7 protein-coding genes are annotated in these 6,584 nt (G+C 40.7%); 6 read left to right on the forward strand and 1 reads right to left on the reverse strand.

From position 1 onward, the window contains the following. Positions 1-31: 31 nt before the first annotated feature. Both E4K68_RS02870 and E4K68_RS02875 read left to right on the forward strand, forming a co-directional pair. Positions 32-709 carry a CDGSH iron-sulfur domain-containing protein gene (locus E4K68_RS02870; RefSeq protein WP_135377201.1) on the forward strand — a complete coding sequence of 226 codons (678 nt, stop codon included), beginning with the start codon at positions 32-34 and terminating at the stop codon, positions 707-709. Positions 710-902: 193 nt separating this feature from the next. Then, positions 903-2,087 carry a pyridoxal phosphate-dependent aminotransferase gene (locus E4K68_RS02875; RefSeq protein WP_135377202.1) on the forward strand — a complete coding sequence of 395 codons (1,185 nt, stop codon included), beginning with the start codon at positions 903-905 and terminating at the stop codon, positions 2,085-2,087. Positions 2,088-2,229: 142 nt separating this feature from the next. On the opposite strand, the gene E4K68_RS02880 is transcribed toward E4K68_RS02875, so the two are convergent. Further along, positions 2,230-2,658: a MarR family transcriptional regulator gene (locus E4K68_RS02880; protein WP_135377254.1), complete on the reverse strand. Its 429-nt coding sequence runs from the start codon at positions 2,656-2,658 to the stop codon at positions 2,230-2,232. Positions 2,659-2,999: 341 nt separating this feature from the next. Between E4K68_RS02880 and E4K68_RS02885 the strand changes: the two genes are divergently transcribed. From E4K68_RS02885 to hcp, 4 genes are all read left to right on the forward strand, one after another. Then, the gene (locus tag E4K68_RS02885) at positions 3,000-3,266 is read left to right on the forward strand and encodes an AbrB/MazE/SpoVT family DNA-binding domain-containing protein (protein WP_243450229.1); all 267 of its coding nucleotides are present in this window, start codon (positions 3,000-3,002) and stop codon (positions 3,264-3,266) included. Between the two features lie 54 nt (positions 3,267-3,320). Continuing rightward, positions 3,321-5,033 (forward strand): AarF/ABC1/UbiB kinase family protein, encoded by a 1,713-nt coding sequence (locus E4K68_RS02890; RefSeq protein WP_135377203.1) that lies wholly within the window; start codon positions 3,321-3,323, stop codon positions 5,031-5,033. Positions 5,034-5,082: 49 nt separating this feature from the next. Further along, positions 5,083-5,424: a hypothetical protein gene (locus tag E4K68_RS02895; RefSeq protein WP_135377204.1), complete on the forward strand. Its 342-nt coding sequence runs from the start codon at positions 5,083-5,085 to the stop codon at positions 5,422-5,424. Between the two features lie 227 nt (positions 5,425-5,651). Then, the coding region (gene hcp, locus E4K68_RS02900) for a hydroxylamine reductase (protein ID WP_135377205.1) at positions 5,652-6,584 on the forward strand (933 nt) is incomplete at its 3' end.

Here is a 6,584-nt window from a genome sequence, read left to right on the forward strand (position 1 = left end):
GCTCATAAATAAATGAAGGGTGATGTAAGATGTGTTAAAGGATAAAAAACTTAGAATTTTAAAGAATGGGCCATACATAATATCCGGGGATATACCATTGTCGGAGAAAATTATCGTTTCAAAGGGTAAAGAAAATGAATATAAGGATGGGCGTGAACTTCCACAGGCTCAGGGATATGCACTATGCCGCTGTGGAAAGTCGAAAAATCCACCCTTTTGTGACGGGTCACACGAAAAAGCCGGTTTTGACGGAACTGAGGATGCATCTACAGCTATGTATTCAGACAGGGCAGAAAAAATTGAGGGGCCTAATCTTGACCTCATGGACGATAATCGATGCGCCTTTGCGAGATTTTGCCATAGGAAAGAGGGGAACGTTTGGGAGCTTACAGAAGGCTCTGATAATCCTAACTATAGAGAAGAAGCGATTAAAGCAGCAAGCGATTGTCCTGCAGGAAGACTTGTTGCCATGGACAAAAATGGAGAAGCTATTGAACCTGAATATGACCCTTCGATTGAAATACTTCAGGATCCTGAAAAAGGAGCCAGTGGGCCAATCTTTGTTAAGGGGAATATTCCCATTGAATCCTCGGACGGTTCTACTTATGAAGTAAGAAACAGAGTCACTCTTTGTCGCTGTGGTGAATCAAGAAATAAACCATATTGCGACGCTACTCATGTTTCAATAAAATATCTAGATCATACGTAAGAAATGTCCATTTTATAAGGCTCGAACCTTAGTTTACACTGAAAAAATAGATTATCGAATGCGTCACTCATCTTAGTATAGGTTTGATGTTGACTTAAGTTGAGAATCTATTAAACTTGAAATAAAGGAAGCGTGGGACAGTTCATCAGGGGATGGTGAACTGGTTAAACTATATGAAGAAAGGTTGATCGCTATGATATCAAAGAAAATGCAAGTGCAGGTACAAAACAGTTCTATTATTCGTGCCATGTTCGAGGAAGGGAAGCGACTGGCGGGAATTCACGGAGTGGAAAATGTCTTTGATTTTAGCCTTGGAAACCCCAATGTTGAGGCACCTGAAGAAGTAAAAAAGGCAATTTTAGAGATTGTGAGTGACAAAGATTCTGCAAATATTCATGGGTATATGAATAACTCCGGTTATGAAGAGGTAAGAACTGCAATTGCAATGTCTATCAATGATAAATTCGGTACCTCTTTTACACAAAATAACATTCTTATGACTGTTGGAGCAGCAGGCGGGTTAAACGTCATTTTTAAAACGCTACTTAACCCAATGGATGAGGTCATCACATTTGCACCTTTTTTCGGAGAATATAGAAGCTACGTGGCAAACTACGAAGGTGAATTGGTGATCGTATCCCCAAATGCTGTTGATTTCCAGCCTAATCTCGAAGAATTTAAAGCGAGAATCACTCCCAAGACTAAAGCGGTAATCATCAATTCCCCCAATAATCCAACCGGTGTCATCTATTCGGAAGAAACCATCATCAAGCTTTCTGAAATACTGAGAGAGAAGCAAAAGGAATTTGGAACCGATATTTATCTCGTTTCCGATGAACCGTATCGAGAACTTGCTTATGATAACGCTGAAGTGCCTTATCTATCAAAGTATTATGCGAACACGATCATCGGGTACTCTTTCAGCAAATCCCTTTCGCTGCCGGGCGAAAGAATAGGCTATTTAGTGATTTCGGACCAAGCTACTGATTACGAAAATATCATTTCAGCAGCGAATATTGCCACTCGCATTTTAGGTTTCGTCAATGCTCCTTCGTTATTTCAACGCGTCATTGCTAAGTGCTTAAATGCAAAAGTGGATATTGAGGCCTATAACAGGAATCGGGAACTTCTTTATAATGGGCTCTCATCCTTTGGCTACCAATGTATTAAACCCGAAGGTGCATTTTACATGTTTGTTAAAACTCCAATAGAGAATGAGGTTGAATTCTGCAACCTAGCCAAGAAGAAAAATATTCTCCTTGTTCCTGGAAGTGCATTTGGCTGCCCGGGTTATGTCCGTATTGCCTATTGTGTCGCTTATAAAACAATCGAGAAAGCATTACCGGGCTTTAAGGCTTTAATCGAGGAAGTTAAATAATTGTTACTATGGGACAGTCATTGGAACTTAATTAATAAAATCCACAGGGGGCGAAACAAAACTTGAGATTTTTTCAAGCTTGTGGTGCGCTTCCTGAAAAAGAGGATTGTACACCAATAAAGTGGTTTACAATCCTCAAAATTTATATAGAATCTACAATTTCGGTTTGCGTATTTCGGTTGATCTCCCCAATGTTTTTCAAGTTAGCCCTGATTCTAAGCATCGTTTTAATAACCGTCTCCTGCTCTTCTTCTGTAGTACCCTTCATGATATTACACTCGAATTCATCAACAATTTGTCGGCACGCAGTATAGACTTCTTCTCCTAAATCAGTTAGCTGTATTCTTCGTTCCCGCTTATCTTTTACTGGTATTCTCTCGATGAGGGCATTCTTTTCAAGACGGTCGGCAGTACGAGTAACCGATGATTTTTCTACATTCATATAATTAGCAATATCTACAAGCGTCGATGCCCCAAAGTTTTTTAAGTAATAGACAATCATCCATTGTGAATGATGAAGGTCGTAGGCGGCAATTTGTTCATTTAGCTTATTGACAAAGAATCTGGACATTTGCAAGTAATTATGAAAAAATTGATGATAGTTCGTCAGAAATATCCCCCCTAAAATTAGTTGACTAAGCAATTATACATCTTTCCTTCTAAATATGTCTACAAAATACCGTTCCTGGTAATTAAATCCAACAATTTCTTAATTGCTTAACATCTAAACCTAATGCAAGCCGGCGAGCGTTATATCACGGATGATGACCTTATCGCCAAATGAGACTTAATTATTTCGAAGGAGCGCATTGCAGGCGCTCTCTTTTTATGTGCTAGATATAAACAGTGTAAATAAGAAATAATTTGCAAGTATGATTAGTATGATGTATCATACTTTTAGGGGTGGTAAGAATGATGCGACACGGTAAATTTTATGGTTCGACGGTTATGGGAGAGCGCGGACAAATAGTTATTCCTGCGGAGGCTAGAGAAGAGATCGGTATCGAGCCAGGTGAGAAACTCGTGGTTCTTGGGAATAAGCGAAGAGGGGTGGTGATCTTATTCAAATCCGATGTTATGACGAGATTTGCAGACATGATGTTTCGAAAAGCCAGGTTTTTTGAGGAGATGTTTAGTTCTACCGTAGAGGATTCAGAACAGGATAAAACTAAAGAGTAATCAATCTGTGCAAGTGAACATAATGTTTGGACCTTAAGATCTGGGAGGAAACTAATGCCGATTATTATTAAGTTTTTTAAGGATAAACGCTTTCGAAAGATTATCTCCATGTTTCTTCAATTCGTAGTTCAACTTTGGTGGCTTAATAAGAAAAAAAGATTCCTCACAGAAGAAAAGTATCTAAAGAAGACCAAAGCCATTTATCGGAAACAGGCCAGCGTATTTACAGAGACGGCTACAGAACTTGGGGGGCTTCTCATCAAACTGGGACAATTTTTTAGTTCCAGGGTGGACGTTTTACCTGAGGAGTACACAAGTGAGCTTTCGAAGTTGCAGGATGCCGTTAAACCGGTCAGAACGGAGAAAATCATCCGGCGGATTGAAGAAGAATATTGCTGTCCTATTGCTGACGTTTATACGAACTTTTCTCAAGAGCCGGTTGCTTCTGCATCTTTGGGGCAGGTTCATATTGCTGAGATAAAAGGTCATAATAAAGTAGCGGTTAAAATATTGCGGCCCGGCATCGAGGAGATTATCCAAACAGACTTTAACGCGCTCCGGTTTATGGTGACCTTCGCAAAGCGATATCCCAAGATTAGCGCATCAGTTGATTTGGAGCAGATTTATCAAGAGTTTGTTGAAACGACACTCGATGAACTCGACTACATCAAAGAGGGTCGGCATGCGGATATCTTCCGAGCAAATTTTTCGGGAGACTCTAGAGTTAGCGTACCTGAAGTGCATTGGGAGTACACAACTCAGCGTGTATTGACGATGGAATATGTCACAGGCTATAAAGTGAACGATTATGAGTCTCTTGAAAGGGTCGGATTAGATCGAGCACAAATTGCGGACACCTTGATTTTCGCTTATGTGCAGCAATTACTGACGGATGCATTTTTCCATGCAGATCCCCATCCGGGTAATTTACTAGTTAAAGAAGACGGAACACTCGTTTTCTTAGATTTCGGAATGGTGGGGCGGATTGAGAAAGGCATGCGGGAAGAATTGATTGCCTTTGTCATGGCTTTGTTCAAGAAAGATACAGAACAAATGGTGATCGTTTTTGAAAAGCTTGGGTTCCTTCGGCCACATGCTGATAAACAAACCTTAGTTAAAGGGCTCAAACTCATATTAGCTAACGTCTTTGAGGATCCTAACCTGAATAAAGTCAATTCAGAGGAATTTCTCCTGGAATTAAGAGAATTTATGTATTCCCAGCCCTTTCAGATTCCGGCGCGTACCTTGTTTTTAGGAAAGTCGCTCTTAACGATCATGGGGATTTGTGGTGGACTAAACCCTCAGCTCGATCTTATAAAGACGCTTCGACCTTATGCAGAGGAACTCCTAGCTGGAGAGAATAAAGGAAATGGCACTCAAGGTTTTATTATAGACCAAGCAAAAAAGACACTCACAGAGATTATTACTCTTCCCGAAAAATTGAACCGATTTATTACTGGGTTAGAAGTCGGTGAGATTAAAATTCATCCGTCCAAGAGTTTTGAGTTAAATCTCTTACAAAACCAAAGGGACCAGGCAAGCCGAATTGTGCGCGCAATTTTTAGCATTGGGTTCTTAATCTCAGGAACGATCTTGCTAGAGGGCCTCTATTTTAAAGTTGGATTAATGCTAATTCTTCTTTCAGTATTCACCTTAGTCTTATTTTTGAAAGGGAATTCAAATTCTACGGGGCAAAGAAGAATGGGCCAAAGAAGCAGGGCTATACGCGAATCCTCAGGATTTCGAAAACCGCGTTTTCACCCCTAAAAATTGAGGTTCATACAATTCAAATAGAATTAGAAATGGAGAGGTATTTATGAATTTAGAGAACATTAAGTTCACCTTCGAAGAGAATGAAGAAGGTTTCACAGTGACCCTTAAAGGGGACAAAGAGAAGCTTAGAGCGAAGTTGGAAGCGTTTGAGGCATTCCTGAATTTCCGTGAGAAAGCCAAGCAAGCAGGCTTCGAGCATCCTGGCAGCGGTTCCCCAATTCATCAGTTTTTTAAAGCCATGCACAAACATCATGGTCAAGGGGGGCATTGTGGTCATCACGGTCACCACGGAGAACATCCTTTCAAACACGGACATTGTGGAGAGTCTTCAAAGGGTGAGGCTACAGTAAATCAAAGTGAGGAAAACAAACAGGCGGAAGAGTAAATAATAGCCGAAAAGTCAACAAGCCTATCTCTCAAAATATTAAATGAGAGATAGGCTTGTCTTTTTTCCATTATTGCATACAAAGCTATTCCGTCGAAAATAGAGGTGTGATTTATCTCACACCAAAGGAATCTTCTTAATCACGGTTCTACACTCGGATATGATTTAAACTAAACGTAGTCAACTTGAGAACAACAAACTTCAAATAAAAATTAGGGGGAAACAAAATGAGTATGTTTTGTTATCAGTGTCAAGAAACAGCCAAAGGAACCGGATGCACGATCAAAGGGGTCTGCGGAAAATCCGAAAACGTTGCTAATTTACAGGACCTGTTGATTTATACCCTAAAAGGGATCTCAATTTATGCAGTTCAAGCTCGGGAACGCTATCTCATCCGCAAAGATGTTGAAAAGTTCATTATGGAGAGCCTCTTTAGTACAATTACAAATGCGAACTTCGATAAAAATCGCTTTGTAGAACGAATTCAAGAAGGTCTCGCTCTTCGAGAAGATCTCAAACAAGCACTCATTAGAGTGGGCGGCACGATTCCGGTGAACTTACACGATGCAGCTACTTGGACGGCACCTGCCGATGAGTTCGAAAAGAAAGCAGCGCTCGTAGGAATATTAACGACTGAAAACGAAGATGTTCGTTCCCTCAGAGAATTACTCATCTACGGCTTAAAGGGGATGGCTGCTTATGCCGAACACGCGTATACTCTCGAGCATAAAGTAACAGGGATCTTCGCGTTTATCGAAAAAGCCTTGGCTGCTACCCTCGACGACACGCTCGAAGCTGGTGACCTCGTTGCCCTAGTCTTAGAAGCAGGAAAATATGGTGTCGATGTGATGGCCTTGCTTGATAAAGCCAATACCACAACCTACGGTAATCCTGAACTAACCAAAGTAAACATTGGGGTTAGAAATAATCCAGCTATTCTCATCAGTGGTCACGATCTGAAAGACCTCGAAGAATTGCTTGTCCAAACACAAGGAACCGGCGTGGATGTCTATACCCATGGTGAAATGCTCCCGGCTCACTACTATCCAGCTTTTAAGAAATATGATAACTTTGTCGGCAACTACGGAAATGCTTGGTATAAACAAGATAAAGAATTCGATTCCTTCAATGGGCCAATTTTCTTGACCACTAACTGTCTC

Origin of the sequence: Desulfosporosinus sp. Sb-LF (assembly GCF_004766055.1) — a bacterium.
In the GTDB taxonomy this organism is placed as follows: domain Bacteria; phylum Bacillota; class Desulfitobacteriia; order Desulfitobacteriales; family Desulfitobacteriaceae; genus Desulfosporosinus.

Bases quoted from the DNA above. Each gene is read 5' to 3' on its own strand.
- E4K68_RS02875 (WP_135377202.1), top strand. From the start codon at position 903: ATGATATCAAAGAAAATGCAAGTGCAGGTACAAAACAGTTCTATTATT.
- E4K68_RS02880 (WP_135377254.1), bottom strand. From the start codon at position 2,658: ATGTCCAGATTCTTTGTCAATAAGCTAAATGAACAAATTGCCGCCTAC.
- E4K68_RS02885 (WP_243450229.1), top strand. From the start codon at position 3,000: ATGATGCGACACGGTAAATTTTATGGTTCGACGGTTATGGGAGAGCGC.
- E4K68_RS02890 (WP_135377203.1), top strand. From the start codon at position 3,321: ATGCCGATTATTATTAAGTTTTTTAAGGATAAACGCTTTCGAAAGATT.
- E4K68_RS02895 (WP_135377204.1), top strand. From the start codon at position 5,083: ATGAATTTAGAGAACATTAAGTTCACCTTCGAAGAGAATGAAGAAGGT.